Annotated in this window: 16 protein-coding genes and 1 riboswitch; of the genes, 4 read left to right on the top strand and 12 right to left on the bottom strand. The window is 72.6% G+C overall.

The features are described 5' to 3' along the window. Positions 1 to 24: 24 nt before the first annotated feature. The 5 genes from ribH to AB0472_RS04580 all read right to left on the bottom strand — a co-directional run bounded on the left by ribH (position 25) and on the right by AB0472_RS04580 (position 4,885). Positions 25 to 510 (bottom strand): 6,7-dimethyl-8-ribityllumazine synthase, encoded by a 486-nt coding sequence (gene ribH, locus AB0472_RS04600; protein WP_366353336.1) that lies wholly within the window; start codon positions 508 to 510, stop codon positions 25 to 27. Positions 511 to 533: 23 nt separating this feature from the next. Continuing rightward, positions 534 to 1,826, bottom strand: coding sequence for a bifunctional 3,4-dihydroxy-2-butanone-4-phosphate synthase/GTP cyclohydrolase II (locus tag AB0472_RS04595; protein ID WP_366353334.1), 1,293 nt, complete (start codon positions 1,824 to 1,826; stop codon positions 534 to 536). Further along, entirely contained in the window at positions 1,823 to 2,473 is a 651-nt protein-coding gene (gene pnuC / locus AB0472_RS04590; protein ID WP_366353332.1) for a nicotinamide riboside transporter PnuC, read from the bottom strand. The genes AB0472_RS04595 and pnuC overlap by 4 nt, the downstream gene beginning before the upstream one ends. Beyond that, on the bottom strand, positions 2,470 to 3,075 hold the full coding sequence (locus tag AB0472_RS04585) for a riboflavin synthase (RefSeq protein ID WP_366353331.1): 606 nt from the start codon (positions 3,073 to 3,075) through the stop codon (positions 2,470 to 2,472). The genes pnuC and AB0472_RS04585 overlap by 4 nt, the downstream gene beginning before the upstream one ends. Before the next feature lie 154 nt (positions 3,076 to 3,229). Continuing rightward, positions 3,230 to 3,360: riboswitch (FMN riboswitch) on the bottom strand. 274 nt (positions 3,361 to 3,634) lie between these two features. Further along, complete coding sequence (locus AB0472_RS04580) at positions 3,635 to 4,885, bottom strand: ROK family transcriptional regulator (RefSeq protein ID WP_366353329.1); 1,251 nt, start codon at positions 4,883 to 4,885, stop codon at positions 3,635 to 3,637. Positions 4,886 to 5,017: 132 nt separating this feature from the next. On the opposite strand from AB0472_RS04580, the gene AB0472_RS04575 reads away from it, so the two are divergent. After that, complete coding sequence (locus AB0472_RS04575; RefSeq protein ID WP_366353327.1) at positions 5,018 to 6,232, top strand: MFS transporter; 1,215 nt, start codon at positions 5,018 to 5,020, stop codon at positions 6,230 to 6,232. Here the strand turns inward: AB0472_RS04575 and AB0472_RS04570 are convergent. Next, entirely contained in the window at positions 6,192 to 6,650 is a 459-nt protein-coding gene (locus tag AB0472_RS04570) for a thioesterase family protein (protein ID WP_366353326.1), read from the bottom strand. The genes AB0472_RS04575 and AB0472_RS04570 overlap by 41 nt on opposite strands. Positions 6,651 to 6,736: 86 nt before the next feature. Beyond that, positions 6,737 to 7,996: an alginate lyase family protein gene (locus tag AB0472_RS04565; RefSeq protein ID WP_366353324.1), complete on the bottom strand. Its 1,260-nt coding sequence runs from the start codon at positions 7,994 to 7,996 to the stop codon at positions 6,737 to 6,739. A gap of 133 nt (positions 7,997 to 8,129) precedes the next feature. On the opposite strand from AB0472_RS04565, the gene AB0472_RS04560 reads away from it, so the two are divergent. The 3 genes from AB0472_RS04560 to AB0472_RS04550 all read left to right on the top strand — a co-directional run bounded on the left by AB0472_RS04560 (position 8,130) and on the right by AB0472_RS04550 (position 11,309). Next, on the top strand, positions 8,130 to 9,509 hold the full coding sequence (locus tag AB0472_RS04560) for a solute carrier family 23 protein (RefSeq protein WP_366353322.1): 1,380 nt from the start codon (positions 8,130 to 8,132) through the stop codon (positions 9,507 to 9,509). A gap of 88 nt (positions 9,510 to 9,597) precedes the next feature. Then, positions 9,598 to 10,284 carry a DUF5995 family protein gene (locus AB0472_RS04555; RefSeq protein ID WP_366353320.1) on the top strand — a complete coding sequence of 229 codons (687 nt, stop codon included), beginning with the start codon at positions 9,598 to 9,600 and terminating at the stop codon, positions 10,282 to 10,284. Between the two features lie 95 nt (positions 10,285 to 10,379). Further along, positions 10,380 to 11,309, top strand: a complete 930-nt coding sequence (locus tag AB0472_RS04550; RefSeq protein WP_366353318.1) for an LLM class F420-dependent oxidoreductase — start codon at positions 10,380 to 10,382, stop codon at positions 11,307 to 11,309. Positions 11,310 to 11,413: 104 nt separating this feature from the next. Here AB0472_RS04550 and AB0472_RS04545 read toward each other — a convergent pair whose 3' ends face one another. The 5 genes from AB0472_RS04545 to AB0472_RS04525 all read right to left on the bottom strand — a co-directional run bounded on the left by AB0472_RS04545 (position 11,414) and on the right by AB0472_RS04525 (position 17,206). Next, positions 11,414 to 13,111, bottom strand: a complete 1,698-nt coding sequence (locus tag AB0472_RS04545) for an NAD(P)/FAD-dependent oxidoreductase (RefSeq protein ID WP_366353316.1) — start codon at positions 13,109 to 13,111, stop codon at positions 11,414 to 11,416. A 52-nt stretch (positions 13,112 to 13,163) separates the two neighbouring features. Continuing rightward, complete coding sequence (locus AB0472_RS04540; RefSeq protein WP_366353314.1) at positions 13,164 to 13,952, bottom strand: carbon-nitrogen hydrolase family protein; 789 nt, start codon at positions 13,950 to 13,952, stop codon at positions 13,164 to 13,166. Between the two features lie 147 nt (positions 13,953 to 14,099). Beyond that, on the bottom strand, positions 14,100 to 14,480 hold the full coding sequence (locus tag AB0472_RS04535) for a DUF742 domain-containing protein (protein WP_366353312.1): 381 nt from the start codon (positions 14,478 to 14,480) through the stop codon (positions 14,100 to 14,102). 7 nt (positions 14,481 to 14,487) lie between these two features. Next, positions 14,488 to 14,901, bottom strand: a complete 414-nt coding sequence (locus AB0472_RS04530) for a roadblock/LC7 domain-containing protein (RefSeq protein ID WP_366353310.1) — start codon at positions 14,899 to 14,901, stop codon at positions 14,488 to 14,490. Next, positions 14,891 to 17,206 carry a nitrate- and nitrite sensing domain-containing protein gene (locus AB0472_RS04525; RefSeq protein ID WP_366353308.1) on the bottom strand — a complete coding sequence of 772 codons (2,316 nt, stop codon included), beginning with the start codon at positions 17,204 to 17,206 and terminating at the stop codon, positions 14,891 to 14,893. Before AB0472_RS04525 ends, AB0472_RS04530 begins: the two co-directional genes overlap by 11 nt. Positions 17,207 to 17,272 lie beyond the last annotated feature (66 nt).

Genomic DNA, 17,272 nt, shown 5'->3' with positions numbered 1-17,272 from the left:
AGACTACGCCAATCGCCGCGTCGCTCAGTGCCAGGGTTCGGATACCGAGCGGAGCGTGGCCGCCGTCGCCACCGCCGCCGTCACCGCCTCGTGGCCCTTGTCCTCGTTGGAGCCCGGGAGGCCGGCGCGGTCCAGGGCCTGCTCCTCGTTGTCGCAGGTGAGTACACCGAAACCGACGGGGACGCCGGTGTCGACGGCGACCTGGGTGAGGCCCTGGGTGACGCCCTGACACACGTACTCGAAGTGCGGGGTACCGCCGCGGATGACGACGCCGAGGGCGACCACCGCGTCGTAGCCGCGGCCGGCCAGCACCTTGGCGGCGACCGTCAGCTCCCAGGTACCGGGGACCCGGAGCAGGGTCGGCTCGTCGATCCCCAGGTCGCGCAGGGCGCGCAGGGCACCGTCCACCAGACCGTCCATCACCTTCTCGTGCCACTGGGACGCGATGACCGCGACCCGCAGGTCACTGACATTGCGTACGGACAGTTCAGGTGCACCCTTGCCGCTCACGTCTCTCCTCAGTGCTGTTTCTTCTACTGGTTGCCACAGGTGGACAGCGCCGGGGGCGTGTCCAGCCAGGGCAGGTCGTGGCCCATCCGGTCCCGCTTGGTGCGCAGGTAGCGGAGGTTGTGCTCGCCGGCCTGTACGGGCATCGGCTCGCGTCCGCTGAGCTTGATGCCGTGACTCAGCAGCGCGTCGCTCTTGTCGGGGTTGTTGGTCATCAGGCGGACGCTGCGCACCCCGAGGTCGGTCAGGATCTGGGCGCCGGCACCGTAGTCACGGGCGTCGGCGGGCAGTCCGAGTTCGAGGTTGGCGTCGAGGGTGTCGCGGCCGCGCTCCTGGAGTTCGTAGGCGCGCAGCTTGGACAGCAGACCGATGCCGCGCCCCTCGTGGCCGCGCAGGTAGACGACGACGCCCCGGCCCTCGTCCTGGATGCGGTCCAGGGCGGCGTCGAGCTGGGGCCCGCAGTCGCAGCGGGCGGAGCCGAAGACATCCCCGGTCAGGCACTCGGAGTGGACCCGGACCAGCACGTCCTCGCCCTCGCCGATCTCGCCGTGGACGAGGGCGACGTGCTCGACGCCGTCGGTGGTGGAGCGGTAGCCGTAGGCGGTGAAGGTGCCGTGCTTGGTGGGCAGGTTGACCTCGGCCTCGCGGCGGACGGTGGGTTCGGCGGCCCGGCGGTGGGTGATCAGGTCCGCGATGGAGATGATCGTCAGGCCGTGCTTGCGGGCGAACGGGATCAGCTCCGGGAGGCGGAGCATCCGGCCGTCCTCGCCGGCGATCTCGACGATGGCGCCGGCCGGGCGCAGGCCGGCGAGGCGGGCGAGGTCGACGGCGGCCTCGGTGTGGCCGTTGCGGACCAGGACACCGCCGGGCCGGGCGCGCAGCGGGAAGACGTGGCCGGGGCGGACGAGGTCCGTCGGCCCGGCCTCGCCGCTCGCCAGCAGCCGGAGCGTGGTGGCGCGGTCGGCGGCGGAGATGCCGGTGGTGACGCCGTGCGCGGCGGAGGCGTCCACGGAGACGGTGAACGCGGTCTTCATGGACTCGGTGTTGTCACCGACCATCTGCGGCAGCTGGAGCCGGTCCAGTTCCTCGCCCTCCATGGGGGCGCAGATCAGGCCGCGGCACTCGCTCATCATGAAGGCGACGATCTCGGGGGTGATCTTCTCGGCGGCGACGACGAGGTCGCCCTCGTTCTCGCGGTCCTCGTCGTCGACGACCACGATCGGACGGCCGGCCGCGATGTCGGCGATGGCCTGCTCGACCGGGTCGAGCGTGAGGTCTTCGGCGCCTTCGGTGCTGTAGAGGATGGGTGCCGCGGTCATGCGCGTGCTCCTTCCAGAGCGGGCCGCGTGCCCTGGCGGGAGCGCAGCCACCAGTCGCGCAGGCCCCACAGGACGAGCGCGCCGTAGATGACGTAGACGAAGCCGGAGAAGGCGTAGCCGTTGGTGAAGTTGAGGGGGACGCCGACCGCGTCGACCAGGAGCCAGGCGATCCAGAACTCGACCATGCCGCGCGCCTGGGCGTACATGGCGACGATGGTGCCGACGAAGATGTAGGCGTCCGGCCAGGGGTCCCAGGACAGCGACGGGTAGGCCTTGAAGAGCAGGGCGACGGCGACGGTTCCGACGGCCGCGGCGGCGACCATCGCGCCGCGCTCCTGCCAGCTGGCGAAGCGGGGCGCGATGTGGCCGTCACCGCCGTCTTCGGCCCGGCCCCTGTTGCGGTTCCACTGCCACCAGCCGTACAGGGCGACGACCATGACGACGACCTGCTTGCCGGCGCTGCCGGTGAGGTGGCCGAAGAAGGCGCCGAAGAGGATCAGGCCGGAGGCGAACTGGACCGGCCAACTCCACAGGTTGCGGCGCCAGCCGAGGGCGAGGGCGGCCAGGCCGAGGATGTTGCCGATCATGTCCGACCACAGGATGTGCTGGCCGAACATGGCGAAGGCCTCGGAGTTCAGCCAGTTCACCGGCCTGCTCCCTGCGTGCCGGCGAGCAGGCGCTCCACGTACTTGGCGACGACGTCGACCTCCAGGTTGACCGGGTCGCCGGGCTGCTTGCGGCCGAGGGTGGTGAGGTCGAGGGTGGTGGGGATCAGGCTGACCGTGAAGTAGTCGGGGCCGGCCTCGACGACGGTGAGGCTGATGCCGTCGACCGTGATCGAGCCCTTCTCGACGACGTAGCGGGCGAGGTCGGCCGGGAGGGAGACCCTGACGATCTCCCAGTGCTCGGAGGGGGTGCGGGCCAGGACCTGGCCGGTGCCGTCGACATGGCCCTGCACGATGTGGCCGCCCAGGCGGGAACCGACCGCGGTGGGACGCTCCAGGTTGACACGGGAGCCGACGTCCAGGGCGCCGAGGGAGGAACGCTTGAGGGTCTCCGCCATGACGTCGGCGGTGAACTCGTCGCCCTCGTGCTCCACGACCGTCAGACAGACGCCGTTCACGGCGATGGAGTCGCCGTGCTGCGCGCCCTCGGTCACTACGGGGCCACGGAGCCGGAAACGGGACGCGTCGCCGAGGTTCTCGACGGCGGTGACCTCACCCAGCTCTTCGACGATTCCGGTGAACACTTCCCGGGTCCTCCTGCCTCAACGGGGCACGGACTCCGGGGCCTGTCGACGAACGACAGAATCAGCGCACGATCACACCGGGGGCGACGCCGAGAAGGCCCCGTCCGTCACGGACGAGACCAGATACGGCGGCGCGCACCTACATGCTCGCCCGCCGCGCACTGCCTCCCATCCGGACTTTAACCGTCGGTCCAGGAATTTCACCTGGTCAACCGGCCGCTGGAAGCGGACGGGTCGCGGACTGTAACCGCCGGTTCGGAGTTTCACCGACCCCGGAGTGCGCTGCTTCTGGTACAAGGCCAGTGTGCCACGCTCGGTGGTGGTCCATGCGGGGGCGGTGTGTGGGGTCCCTCACAGCTCCTGCCGCTGGACTTCCCAGACGGGCCGCCGTGTGCCCAACTGGCGCCCGGACCAGGACTCTTGACCGTGGTTCACATCTATTGACCCCACTGGTCTAGTCCTTTTAGGGTTCGAGCGGACCCGGTGGCGGTGACGACGGCCCTTGCCCGTCGCCGGGCCCGCCCAGTCGGGGCCGCCCGTTCCGGCGCACGGCGCGGGGTCAGCGGTCGGGCGCCGCGAAGAGTTCGTCCTGGGCCCGCTCGCGGGCCGTCAGCAGGGCACCGCGCAGGACGGCCGTGCCGCCCAGGGCGCCGGCGCGCACCTCGGTGGCCAGCGGGGACATGCCGCGGAGCCGCGCCTCCACCCGCGCGGCGAGCGCCGCGCCGCCGGCGGGACCGATCTCACCGCCGAGGACCACGCAGCCGGGGTCCAGGACGGCGACCACCGCGGCCACGCCCACGGCGACGCGGTCGGCGAGGGCGTCGAGGAAACAGGCGTGTGCCGGGTTCGGTCGGGAGTCGGATGCGGCGCCGTCGTGGCCGGCCGCGCGGTATTCCGGGCCCCTTTGGGGCGCGACCGCGCCGGCCTCGGCCACCAGGCTCGCGGCGGTCGAACCGCTCACCGCCATCCCGCATTCCCGCGCCAGCTCCACGATCGCCGCCGCGCCCACCAGTGAGTGGTACCCCCCTGAGCAGTCCGTCGCCGTCGGCAGTCCCGTCGTGCCCGGTACCGGCAGGAAGCCGATCTCGCCCGTGCCGCCGGAGGCGCCCCGGCGCAGGCTGCCGTCGAGGACGACGGCGGCGCCGCAGCTGTTGCCCAGCCAGAGCAGGACGAAGGTGTCGCGGTCCCGGGCGGCCCCCTCCCGCTGTTCGGCGAGGGCGGCCAGGTTGGTCTCGTTCTCGACGTCGACCCGGGCCTGCGGGAACCGTTCCTGGAGCGCGGCGACGAGCCTGCGGTGCCAGGCGGGCAGGCCGGCCGAGTCGCGGAGTTCACCGGTGGCCGGGTCGACGAGCCCGGGCGCCCCGATGCCCACGGTGTGCAGTCGCGCCCCGCCCCCGGACGCCCCCGCCTCCTTGGCCGCGCGCTCCACCAGCTCCACCGCCTGCCCGACGGCCGCGGTCTCCCCCTCCTCCGGCACGACCGGTACCGACTCTTCCGCCAGCACCCGCCCCACCAGGTCGGAGACCAGCACCGAGACGCTCTCGGTGCGCACGTCGAGGGCGGCCAGGTACGCGCGGTCGGCGACGATGCCGTACAGCCGGGCGTTCGGCCCCCGGCGCTGCTCGCCCGACTCGCCGACCACCGTGATCAGGCCGGACGCGGTGAGCCGTTCGACGAGGTCGGCGACGGTCGGCCGGGACAGTCCGGTCAGCTGCTTCAACTGCCCTGCGGTCAGCGGGCCTTCCTGCTGGAGCAGGCTCAACGCAAGCCGGTCGTTGATGGCCCGGGCGGTGCTCGGTGATGCGGGCATGACGGGCATCCTCCCAGATCCCTGTGGCCCGGGACGGCCACATGTCACCCTATCTATCAGGCAGGGTACCTGATAGTTTACGGCGGACAGCGGGGGCAGCGGGGCGGCACCCACCCGGGGAGGGGCAGGACCATGAAAGACATGGGTTACGAGCAGCACGGGGTGAAGCGGGCGCGCCATGCCGTCGCGGCCGTGTTCACCGTGCACGGCGCCGTCACCGGCTCGTTCGCGACCCGGGTGCCGTGGGTCCAGGACCATGCCTCGCTCAGCGCCGGGCAGTTGGGCTTCGCGCTCGCGTTCACGGCGTTCGGCGCCTCGTGCTCGATGCCGCTGGCCGGCCGGATCAGCCACCGCTTCGGCAGCCGTACGGCGCTGCGTGGGCTGATCGCGATGTGGACGCTGTCGCTGGTCCTGCCGTCGCTCGCCACCAACCTGTACCTGCTGTGCCTGGCGATGTTCGTGTACGGCGCGAGCGCCGGCATGGCGGACGTGGTGATGAACGCGCTCGGCGTGGAGATCGAGCGGGTGCTCGACAGGTCGATCATGTCCGGGCTGCACGGCATGTGGAGCGCGGGCACCCTGGTCGGCTCGGCGGCCGGCACCGTCGCCGCACATCTGGGTACGGACGCCCGCGTGCACTTCGCCCTGGCCTCGGCGGTCCTCACCGCGCTCGGCGTGCTGGCGGCCGGGTTCGTCCCGGACGTCAGGCCCGGCGACGACGAGGAGCCGCCGCCGAGGTTCACGCTGCCGCCCCGCTCGGCGCTGCTCATCGGCACGGTGGGCTTCTGCGCGGTGTTCGCGGAGGGGGCGAGCCTGGACTGGTCGGCGGTGTTCCTGCGAGACCGGATGGACAGCTCGGCCGGAGTGGCGGCGGCCACCACCACCGGGTTCATGCTGGCCATGGCGGTGGCCCGGATCAGCGGGGACGCGGTGGTGAACCGTTTCGGCGCCGTCCGTACCGTGCGCGCCGGGGGCGTGCTGGCCGCTTTCGGCGGACTGCTGGTGGTCCTCGCCGGGCAGCCGGCGGTGGCGATGACCGGGTTCGCGCTGATGGGCCTCGGCATCGCGGTCGTCGTACCGCTGTGCTTCGCGGCGGCCGGGCACGCCGGGCCGAACCCGAGCCAGGCCATCGCGGGCGTGGCGACGATCACCTACACCTCGGGCCTGGTCGCGCCCAGCCTGATCGGTGGAATCGCCCAGGCGACCAGCCTGGTGGTGTCGTTCTGCGTGGTCACGGCGCTGGCACTGGGTCTTGTGGTGTTCGCGGGCGTGCTGCGCGCCGGGACGCGGCGTTCCCGTGAGGAGGTCAGCTCCGAGGCCGCAGCAGTTCCCGGCCCACGGCCCTGAACGCCTCGCTCCAGGGCGCGGGGCGCAGGGTGGCCGCGTCCAGCCGGACGAGCACCCGGGTGCCGCGCGCGTAGGTGGTCGCGCCGTCCGGCGAGCAGAAGCGGAAGCCGTAGGTCAGGCCGGTGGTGCCGAGCCGTTCCAGCCAGAGGTGGACGGCGTAGGTGCCCGACCTGGTGACGGGTGCCTCGTAGCCGATCAGCAGCTCCCTGACCACGTTGCAGGCGTCGCCCGCCGCGGCCCAGTCACCGTCGAAGCGGATGCCGTGCCCCTGCCACAGCTCGGTCCAGGCGCGCTCGACCAGCAGCGGGTAGCGGGCGTTGTGCAGCATCCCGAGGGCGTCGAGGTCGTCGAAGTGGACGCTGACCGGCAGTAGCCGGCCGAAGGAGAGGGCGGGGGCGGGCAGGGCTTCGGCGGTCACGGGTGGGGCTCCTGAGCACTGGACGAAGCGGTGGGGACACTCCATCCTAAGCGGACGCTCAGGAGCCCCGGTCCGGAAGGGACTGGTCAGCCCGCGATCGAGTCCAGCTGCTCGGCGGCCGGACGCAGTGCCCAGAGGTCACCGCCGGGCGGCGCCTCCAGCCGCCGGACCGCCTGCCGGGCCGCCTTGTCGCCGGCGTCGGCCGCCGCGTGCACGACGTCGCTCGCCGCGTACCGGTGGAACTCCAGCTCCGGGTACGGCCAGGCGGCCGCCCCGGTCGCGGCCGGCAGCAGGTAGTCCACGGCCTCGGACAGGCTCTGCCCGTCCGGCCCCCGGTAGCTCCAGAGGTTCACGCCGACGTGCCGGCCGATGGCCGCGAGCCGGGTGTAGGCGACCAGGTCGAAGGTCGAGTAGTGCCAGCTCCTGGTGCGGGCCAGTTCCTGCGGCTGGCTGCCGTCGCCCGCGACCTGCGGATCTATCCGCTTCGCCCGCGCGTCCAGCACGGTCTTCCTGGCCAGCGCCCTGTCGCCGGTCGCGTAGGCGAGGGCGGCGAGCTGCATGTCGTAGAAGGTGCCGTGGTTGTTGGCCGCGGCCCCCTCCTCCTTGCCGAAGGCACTGTCCTTGAGCCAGCCGAGGAAGTCGGTGTTCCAGCTCCGCATCCCCGCCCGGTCGGCGGCGCCCCAGCCGGGGGCCCCGGTGCCGAGGATCGCCAGCGCGTCGACCACGCTGGTGTACGACTGGGAGAAGTCGATGATCCCGATGGCCCGGCCGTCGTACTTGCACGGGATGAACTGTGCGTGGTCCAGGTTGGGGTTCATCCGGGTCGCCGGGTCGAGGAACCAGGTGCGCAGGACCTGCCCGGCCTTCTCGGCGTACTCCCGTCTGCCGGTGTAGTACCAGGCCAGGGAGAGGTCGTAGGTCGAGTCGAAGACCTTCTCGACGTCCTGGCGGTCGGTGCCGGTGTCGACCTCGGGGTTGCGTTGGCCGTCGCGCTGGACGTAGGGACAGCCCCAGGGGTTGTCGGCGGTGGGGGTGGTGGTGGGCCACCAGTAAGGGGCCTGGCTGAGGTACTCGTGGACGTCGCCGCCCGGGGCGGGCTTGGGCTTGTCGACGACCGTCCAGGGGCCCTGGTCCAGCCAGCCGTCGGCGCGGGTGGTCAGGTCGCGCAGGGCGCGCCGCAGCCGGGGGTCGCCGTCGCGCAGTTCGGTCCTGGTCTGCTGGAGCCGGGCACCGTCGAGGACGGCGGTGTCCGGGGCCCGGGTCGTGGCGTGGGCGGAGGGGACGAGGACCGCTCCGAACGCCACCAGGGTCGTCAGCAGCACGGCCGCGCGGGATCTTCCACTCATCGAGCGACTCCGATCAAACTGAAATCAGATATATGAACGCAGTTCATGAGTAGGACCGTGTGAGCGTAGAACCGCAGGCCGGCCGTGACAATGGTTCGGACCGTCTTCACGTACAAGGAAAGCGAAGCCCACCATGGATCTCGGCGTGCGCTGGAAACTGCACGGCGACGGGCGCACGCCCGCGCCCGGAGCGGTGGTACGCCCCGACGAACGGCTCTCCTGGCCGCGGACGGTAGGGCTCGGCGCCCAGCACGTGGTGGCCATGTTCGGCGCGTCCTTCGTGGCGCCCGTCCTGATGGGCCTGAACCCCAACCTCGCGATCATGATGTCCGGCGTCGCGACCGTGCTCTTCCTGCTGGCGACGCGCGGCCGGGTGCCCAGCTACCTGGGCTGTTCGCTGTCCTTCGTCGGGGTGGCCGCCGTCATCCGTGCCCAGGGCGGCACCAGCGCCACCGTGACCGGCGCGGTCTTCGTGGTCGGCGGAGTGCTGTTCCTGGTCGGGCTGGCCGTCCGGCGCTTCGGCGCCCGGATCATCCATGCCGCGATGCCGCCGATCGTCACCGGCGCGGTCGTGATGCTGATCGGCTTCAACCTCGCGCCGGTCACCGCCTCCACCTACTGGCCGCAGGACCAGTGGACGGCCCTGCTGGTGATGGCGTTCACCGGTCTGGCCGTCGTCTGTCTGCGTGGTTTCTGGTCGCGCATCGCGATCTTCCTGGGCCTGGTCTTCGGATACGCCCTGTCCTGGGCCCTGGACCGGATCTTCGGCCGGATCCACTCCGTGGGCCCGAGCGGCAAGGTCACCGACCACTGGCGCCTGGACCTCTCCGGCGTCGGCCGGGCCGACTGGATCGGGCTGCCGTCCTTCCACGGCCCTTCCTTCCAGTGGTCGGCGATCCTCGTCGCCCTGCCCGTCGTCATCGCCCTGGTCGCCGAGAACACCGGGCACGTCAAGGCGGTCGGCGAGATGACCGGCGACCCGCTCGACGACAAGCTGGGCACGGCGATCTCGGCCGACGGCGTCGCCTCGATGCTCTCCACTGCCGTGGGCGGCCCGCCCAACACCACCTATTCCGAGAACATCGGCGTGATGGCCGCGACCCGCGTCTACTCCACCGCCGCCTACTGGGCCGCCGCCGGCTTCGCGCTGCTCTTCGGCGTCTGCCCCAAGTTCGGCGCGATCGTGGCCGCGATCCCGGGCGGGGTCCTCGGCGGCATCACGGTCATCCTCTACGGCATGATCGGCCTGCTCGGTGCCCAGATCTGGCTGCACGCCGAGGTCGATCTGCGCAACCCGCTGAACCTGGTCCCGGCGGCGGCCGGCATCATCATCGGCGTCGGCAACGTCAGCATGAAGTTCACCGACACCTTCTCCCTGAGCGGCATCGCCCTCGGCACCCTGGTGGTCATCGTCGGCTACCACGTCCTGCGCGCCCTGGCCCCGGCCCACCTCAAGCGAGCCGAACCGCTCCTGGACGAGGGCACCAGCTCGTACGACGACAACCGGCCGTAGAGGGCGCCCGGCGGGCCGGTTCCCCCTTTCCGGGGAAGCGCCGGGCCCGTCGGCACGCGCGCCGGGCCGGAGCTGGGACCCTTCCCCCATGGCGCAGTTGCACCACCTCACCGCCCCGGTCGGCACCGTCCTCGACCGGATGCGCGCACTGGACGCGGACCTGCCCGAGCGGGACGGGATCGCCGTCTTCAACCGTGTCTACCTCGCCGTCACGGAGGAGGTCGAACGGCGCCTGGACGCGGGCCGGTTCGCGGACCCCCGGGCCGCGGCGACCCTGGACGTGCGGTTCGCCGAGCGCTATCTGTCCGCCGTGGACGCGGAGGCGGCGGGCCGTCGGCCCCCGGCCTGCTGGCGGCCGTTGTTCCAGTTCCGCCGCCATCCCGGGGTCGGCCCGCTGCAGTTCGCGCTGGCCGGCATCAACGCGCACATCGGGCACGACCTGGCGCTGGCCGTGGTGGACGCCTGCCACACGCTCGGCTGTGAACCGGCCGACCTGGAGGACGAGTTCGACCGCGTGGGCGAGCTGCTCGTCTCGCTGGAGGAGCGCGTCCGCGAGGACCTGATGCCGGGTCCCGACCTGCTCCAGATCGCCGACCCGCTGACCCACCTGCTGGGTTCCTGGAGCCTGGAGCGGGCCCGGGAGGCGACCTGGGCGGCGGCGCGGGCGCTGTGGGCGCTGCGGGGGTTCGGGGACATCGCCGAGGAGTTCACCGACCGGCTGGACGCGGCGGTGGGCCTGGCCGGCCGGATGCTGCTCACGCCGATGTGCCGCTGAGCCGGCCGGATCCGACCGGCCCCGCACCCGCCCCGAAATCCCCGGACCCCCGCCCCGCGTTGACAGCGGGCACCCGACTGCAAAGGAGCACCGGCATGACCACCCGGCTCGGCTTCGGCCTTCCCCAGATGCGGCAGTACTCCCTCGGCACCGACGTCCCCGACGTGGCACGCGCCGCCGAGCAGATCGGCTACGACAGCCTGTGGGTCTTCGAGCGGGCCCTCTTCCCGGAACCCGCCACCCAGGGCCTGTACAACATCCCGGGCCTGCCCTGGCCCGACACGTACCGGAACGTGGCCGAGCCCCTGGTCACGCTGACCCTGGCCGCCGCGGCCACCGAGCGGGTCCAGCTGGGCAGCAGCGTCCTGGTGGCACCGCTGCACAACCCCTTCCAGCTGGCCAGGTCCCTGGCCACGCTGGACGCGGCGAGCGGCGGCCGGGTGCTGGCGGGATTCGGCACGGGCTGGTCGCTCGACGAGTACGCGGCCGCCGGAATCCGGCCGTTCGAGGAGCGCGGCAAGGTGCTCGACGAGCTCATCGACGTGTGCCGGGCGGTGTGGGGCCCGGACCCGGTGCGGTACGACGGCGAGATCACGAAGATCGCCTCGGCCGTGGTCGGCCCCAAGCCCGCCCGGCCGATCCCGATCCTGCTGGCGGCGTCCAACAGGAGGGCCCTGACCCGGCTGGTCGACCGCGCGGACGGCTGGCTGCCACTGGGGATGGGCGCCGAGCAGCTGGCGGCGCAGTGGCGGGGGCTGCAGGACCTGGCCGCCGGACGCGGCCGGACGAAACCGCTCCGGACGGTGCTGCGGATCAACGCCACGTACACGCCCAAGGCGTACGACGGCTCCGACCGGCAGCCCTTCCAGGGCAACGCCGACCAGATCGTCGAGGACCTGGTGGCGCATGCGGCGGTCGGTCTGGAGGAGATCCTGATCGACCTGGAGACCACCCCGCGCGACGCCCAGGAGCTGAAGGAGGTCGGCGCCGAGGTGTACGAGAAGGCGCGGGCCGCCGGGGTCTGAGCAGCCCGCCCTGTCGTCGGTCGTCTGCGGCGCCGTCGTGGCTGGTCGCGCGGTTCCTCCCCCAGCCTTCGGCCGGGGGACCCCCAGCGCCTCTTACGGGGCGCTCAGTCCTCCGGAAGCTCCACCGGCGCGATCTCGTCGTAGACGTCGCCGGGGCCCGGGTTGGCGGCGTCGGTGGCGCCGCCGAAGTGGTGCATGACGCCCCAGACCGCGTTCAGCGCGGTCTGGACGGCGCCCTCGGCCCAGCCGGCCGTCCAGGAGATGTCGTCGCCGGCGAGGAAGATGCCCCGCTTGTCGTCGGGCAGCGAGTCCTGCATGAAGTGCGTGAACAGGCGCCGCTGGTAGCGGTAGTGGCCGGGCAGGTTGGCCTTGAACGCGCCCATGAAGTAGGGCTCGTTCTCCCAGGACACGGTCACCGGGTTGCCGATGATGTGCTTTCTGATGTCGACCTTCGGATAGATCTCGCCGAGCGACTTCAGCATGACCTCCATCCGCTCGTGCGCGGACAGCGGCAGCCACTTCAGGCTGTCGTCGCACCAGGTGTAGGAGAGGCAGATGACGGCGGGCTTGTCCGGACCGTCGTCGAGGAGGTAGGTACCGCGGGTCATGCGGTCGGTGAGCGTCATCGACATGACGTCCCGCCCGGTGTCCTCGTCCTTGTCGAGCCAGAACGGCCGGTCGACCGGTACGAACAGCTTCGAGGACTCCATGTAGTGGGTGCGCTCGATCGCGGTCCAGTGGTCGATCGGGAAGAGCGAGTCGTCGCAGGCGATCTTGGAGAGCAGCATCCAGGACTGGGCGGTGAAGACCGCCGCCTGGTAGGTGCGGATGTCGCCGTTCGCGTCCGTCACCGTGATCCGGTTGCCGGTGGTGCGGTGCAGCCGGGTCACGGCGGGCCGGGGCACGCCGTTCTCGTGCAGCGTCGCGAGCGACGTCCCGTACGCCCAGTGCACGATCTTCTCCGGCTCGCGCTCCCAGAGCCTGAGCGGCAGCTGCTGGGAGCCGCCGACGATGCCGCGGTGGTGGTCGTCGGCCTCGGTGTAGACGACCCGCAGGATCTCCAGGATGGAGTTGGGGAAGTCGGTGTCCCAGCCGCCGGTGCCGAAGCCGACCTGGCCGAAGATCTCCCGGTGCCGGAAGGACCTGAACGCCTCGGAGTCGCAGAGGAAGCCGTAGAAGGTCTGGTTGTCGAGCTGCTCGACCAGCTTGGCCCAGATCTCGCGGATGCGCGGCACGTCCCGTTCGCGCATCGCGCGGTTCATGTCGGAGAAGTCGGCGCCCTCGTCCAGGCACCGGTTCCAGGCGGCGGCGACGTCCCGGTAGACCTGCGGGAGGTCGTCGATCGTCTCGGCGTAGTGCGACTCGCCCTTGAGGTCGACGACGGTCGAGGGGGTCGCCTCCGCGAGGGGGTTGGGGAAGGGCCGGGTCTCCAGACCCACCAGGTCGATGTAGTGCTGGAGGGCGGTGGAGGAGGGCGGGAAGCGCATCGCACCCATCTCGGCGGTCAGCGAGGGGTCGCAGCCCTCGAAGCCGACGGTCCGCAGCCGGCCGCCGATCTCGTCGGCCTCGTAGACGACCGGCTTCAGGCCCATCTTCATCAGCTCGTACGCGGCCACGATGCCGGACAGGCCGCCGCCGATGACGGCGACCTCGGTGCCGTGCTCGGTCGCCGGGATCTGGCCGAGGCCCGCCGGATGGGCGAGGAAGTCGTCGTAGGCGTAGGGGAAGTCCGGGCCGAACATGGTGATCGGCGGCTGCTGCTCGTCGGCGTGCTCGACGGCGTTGGGCACGGTGGACGTCATGGGGTACGGACTCCTTGCGAAACGCGAAAGGTGTGCTGAAGAGCGGGGCGGGTCAGGCCAGGGACCCGTAGAGGCCGGGACGGCGGTCCTTCAGGTACGGGTTCGCCTCGCGGGAGGCGGCGAGCAGGGCGGGGTCGAGGTCGGCGAGGACGAGTTCCTCGCCGCGGCCGGCCCGGGCGCGGGCGATCCCGTCGGGTCCGGCCAGCGCGGAGAGCCCGAAGAACTCGAACTCGCCCTCCTGGCCGACGCGGTTGGCGTAGGCCACGTACATCTGGTTCTCCCAGGCCCGCACCGGGACCAGGGACTCCGCGACGATCTCGAACGGGTGCATGTTCGCCGTCGGGACCAGCAGCAGGTCGGTGCCTGCCAGGGCGTGGGCGCGGACCAGTTCCGGGAACTCCACGTCGTAGCAGATCATGATCCCGACGGTGAGGCCGTTCAGCCGCGCCTGGACGACGGGCCGGTCGCCCGGGGTGAAGTGGTCGCGCTCGAAGCCGCCGAAGAGATGGGACTTGCGGTAGTTCGCGAGCCGGGTGCCGTCGGCGGAGATCAGCTGGGCGGAGTTGTGGACGCGGTCGCCGTCGCGCTCCGGGTAGCCGTAGGTGATCGCGAGGCCGTGCCGGTGGGCCAGCTCGGCGATCGCGTCCGCGCTGTCGCCGTCGGCGGGCTCGGCGAGGCGGGCGACGTCGTCGCCGATCGCGTACCCGGTGAGGAACATCTCCGGGGCGACGAGCAGCGCGGCGCCCGCGGCGGCGGCCCGGCCGGCGGCCTCGTCGAGCACCTTGAGGTTCTCGAAGGTCGAGCCGGGGCGGCCGGAGCTCTGCAGGAGGGCGGTGCGCATGCGGGTCCTCACCGGGTACGGAAGGAGGTCTGGGGGTCAGTAAGACGGTACGGTCGGCCGGCCGGACCGGACAAGGCGGAGCCGTTGCGCGTGGCCGCGCGGTTCGTTGCGCGGGAGGGGGGTGCGGTGGCGATTCGTTGCGCGGGGTCACAGCTCCCGCAGCCGGTCCACGATCACTTTCAGCAGCTCGGGGTCGGCGGCTGGACCGGTCGTCGCCACCCGGCGCGGCTCGTCGATGCGGACCAGTCCGGCCTCGGCGAGATCGGCGAGCAGCACGCGGACGACCGTGAGCGGCAGGTCGGCGTCCGCGGCGAGCTCGACGACGGGGCGGGCCCCGCGGCGCACCAGGGCGAGCAGCGCGGCGCGGGCATGGTCGACCGCCGCCTGGGACGCGTCCGCCTCAAGGGCCGTGACCTGGGACATCAGGTCGATGGAGTGCTTGCCGGAGGGCTCGGTACGGCCCCGGGTCACGGTGTAGGGGCGGACCAGCGACCCGGTCTCGTCCTCGTACCAGTGCTCGTCGCTCACCGGAGGATCAGGGGGTCGAGCGGGCGGCCGCGTCGAGGTGCCGGCCGAGGCGGCGGACGAGCAGGGCCATCTCGTGGGCCAGCTGGCCGACGTCGGTGCGGACGTCGCTGAGCACGGCGAGCCGGCTGCCGTGCCCGGCCGGGGTGACGAAGAGGTAGGCGTCGTCGAGCATCACCATGGTCTGCCGCACCTCCCCCGCGCCGAACCGGTCCCCCGCGGAGCGGGCCAGGCTGTGGAAGCCGGAGCAGACGGCCGCGAGGTGCTCGATGTCCCGCCGCCGCATCCCCTCGGAGTGGCTGAGCGGCAGCCCGTCGGCGGTGAGCAGCACGGCCTGCCGGACGTGCTCGGTCCTGGCGACGAGGTCGTCGAGAAGCCAGCCGAGGTCACTGCCGGGCGGCTGGGGCTGGTCGTCACTGGTCATCGTCGGCACGGGTCCCTTCCTCGGTGTGGTCCGGCTCCTCGGGGCCGGTCGGCAGTCCTCTGCGTCCCCGGTCCAGGCCCCGCTGGAAGGCTCCGAAGACCGCCCGCATCTCGTCGGCGTCCAGGTCACGCGCCGTGCCGGGAGCCTGTGCCGTGCGCAGTTCCGGGGCCAGGGAGGCCTGACGGGTGCGGGTGGGCAGGGCCGGCGGCGGTTGCGTGCCGGGAGCGGAGGTCGCGGACCGCCCCGTCCCGGACGGCGACAGCACACCGACCGCCGACGCGGACCGCTGCCCGTGCTCCCCGACCGGCTCGCCCGGCTCGCCCGACGACGGCCGGGCTCGGTCCTGCGCCGACGGCGGCCGTCCCGCCCGCTGCCCGTCCCGTCGGCCGCCCTCCGGCCCCGTCTCGGCCAGCACCGTCGCCGGCAGCAGCACCACCGCCGTCGTCCCGCCGTACGGCGACTCCCGCAGGGTCACCCCGATGCCGTGCCGTGCGGCCAGGCGGCCCACGACGTAGAGGCCGAGGCGGTCGTGGCGGGTCGGGTCGAAGGCGTCGGGGTCGGTCAGGGTGCGGCCGGCCTCGGCGAGCTGGTCGGCGTCGAGGCCGAGGCCCCGGTCGTCGATCTCCAGGGTGAAGCCGCGGCCGGCCCGGCCGGTGCGCAGGGTCACCTGGGTGTGCGGCGGCGAGAACACCGTGGCGTTCTCGAGCAGCTCGGCGAGCAGGTGCACGACGTCGGCGACGGCGTCGGCGGCCACGCCCACCTCGGGCATCGGCGGCACCACGACCCGCGGGTAGTCCTCGATCTCGCCGACCGCCGAGGACACCACGTCGGCGATCGGCACGGGCCGCCGCCAGCGCCGCCCGGGGGTCGCGCCGGAGAGGATGATCAGGCTCTCCGCGTGCCGGCGCATCCGGGTGGTGAGGTGGTCGATGCGGAACAGCTCGCCGAGGACGGCCGGGTCGTCGGTGCGCCGTTCCAGCGTGTCGACGAGTTTCAGCTGACGGTGGACGAGCGCCTGGTTGCGGCGGGCGATGTTGAGGAGGACCGCGAACAGGCCCCGCCGCAGCGTGGCCTGCCTGATCGCGGCCTCGACCGCGGCCAGCCGCGCCCGGTTGAACGACCGGCCGACGTCCCCGATCTCGTCGTCCCCGGCCTCCCCCGCGGCCAGCGGCGGCGCCTCGGTGACCGCGTCCACGTCCTCACCCGCGCTCAGCCGTTCCATGAGGGCGGGCAGTCGATGCGCGGTCAGCAGGTCGGCCGCGTCCCGCAGGTTCTCCAGGCGGCGCGAGACGCGGCGCGCTCCGCGGACCGCGAACCACAGGGACAGGCCCACCGCCGCGAGCCCGGCCGCGCCCACGACGGCGGCCTTGGCCAGCTCCCGGTAGGCGAAGGCCCGGCCACGGGCGGCGGAGTTCTCCGCGGAGTGCGTGCACAGCAGCATGTACTGCTTGACGGCCCGGTCGGTGGTCGACCGCCAGGTGTCGGCGGCGACGGCCGCTCCGGCCCGGTCCGCGCCCGCCCGCAGCAGCGCGTCCTCGCCGCGCACCAGCGAGCGGTACAGCGCACCGCGCTGGAAGGTCTCGAACAGGGACCGCGAGTCCGACGGCAGGTCGGGGACGTAGGTCCGCTGGAAGACCCGCCGGTCCTCGACGGTCGCGGCGAGGGTGTCGTACTGCCCGTCGGTGAGCCGTCCGGCGGCCCGTGCCCCCGCCACCAGCGCGTCCTCGCGGGAGACGAACTCCCGCACCCGCACCAGTTCGACGACGACCTGGGACTCGCGGGCCAGCTGTCCGGCCTGGAGCGCGGTGAGGGCGGACTGGACGTCGAAGCCGGGCTCCACCAGGGCGTTGTAGCCGGCGACGGCGCCGTCCCAGGAGATCTTCCGGGACAGCACCCGCCCCCGCAGCTCCTCCAGCCCGCCGGTGGCGGCGGCCATCGTGTCGAGGGCCGCGCGCTGCCGGCCGCTGAGGCGCCCGCGGTCACCGTCCCGGATCGCGTCCCGCATGGCGTCCACCGCCCGGTCGGTGCGCCGTTGCTGGGCCAGTAGGCCGGCGGCGGTCGCCGTGCCGGGGCGGCCGCCCAGGTAGGCCGCCGACAGCCGCCGTTCGATCTGGATCTGCCCGACGGCGGTGTCGACGGGGGTGCCGAAGTCGTCGTACACCCCCTGGACCCGGATCAGCGCGCGTAGCTCGCCGGTGACGGACACCATGGCGAAGCTCCACAGGGCCGTCAGCGCGACGACCGGGGCGAGCGCGAGCGCCACGATCCGGGTGCGGACGGTGGTGGGTCGGCCGGGCCAGCGCATGGGTTACCTACCGGTGTTACCAGTCAGTAAGGGGGGAGGCCCGCACAACTTACGGGATCGTCACCC

It is taken from the genome of Streptomyces sp. NPDC086777 (assembly GCF_040702065.1).
GTDB lineage: Bacteria > Actinomycetota > Actinomycetes > Streptomycetales > Streptomycetaceae > Streptomyces.
The sequence above is the reverse complement of the archived record's forward strand: the minus strand, read 5'-3'. Positions and strand labels throughout refer to the sequence as shown.